2 pseudogenes are annotated in these 278 nt (G+C 66.9%); both read right to left on the bottom strand.

Annotated elements, in window-relative coordinates:
* Nucleotides 1-135: pseudogene (locus AABA86_RS33950) on the bottom strand (ABC transporter ATP-binding protein); the annotation flags it as partial.
* Nucleotides 125-278, bottom strand: a pseudogene (locus AABA86_RS33955) (ABC transporter permease); the annotation flags it as partial. The pseudogenes AABA86_RS33950 and AABA86_RS33955, both read right to left, overlap by 11 nt.

A 278-nucleotide genomic window follows, 5' to 3' on the forward strand; every position in this document is an offset into this window, starting at 1 on the left:
GCCGCAACCGGAGGGACCGATGAGCACGCCGACCTCGCCGGATTGAAGCGCGAATTTGAGCGGCGCCAGCACCTCGTGCGTTCCGCCCGCGGCACTCCTGAACGTCTTGCCTGTGATCTCGACCTCAAGCCGCACGGGGGCGCCACCTGTTTGCGCGGGCTTCGAACGGCTGCACCAGCAAGGTCTCGATGACGAGCACGACCGCGGCAAAGGTCAGCGAATAGGCGAGCAGCCGCGGCGTGTCGAACAGCTGGAAGGCGACGCCGATCTCGAAGCCG

Origin of the sequence: Bradyrhizobium sp. TM233, from assembly GCF_036247965.1 — a bacterium.
GTDB classification, from domain to species: Bacteria; Pseudomonadota; Alphaproteobacteria; order Rhizobiales; family Xanthobacteraceae; genus Bradyrhizobium; species Bradyrhizobium ottawaense.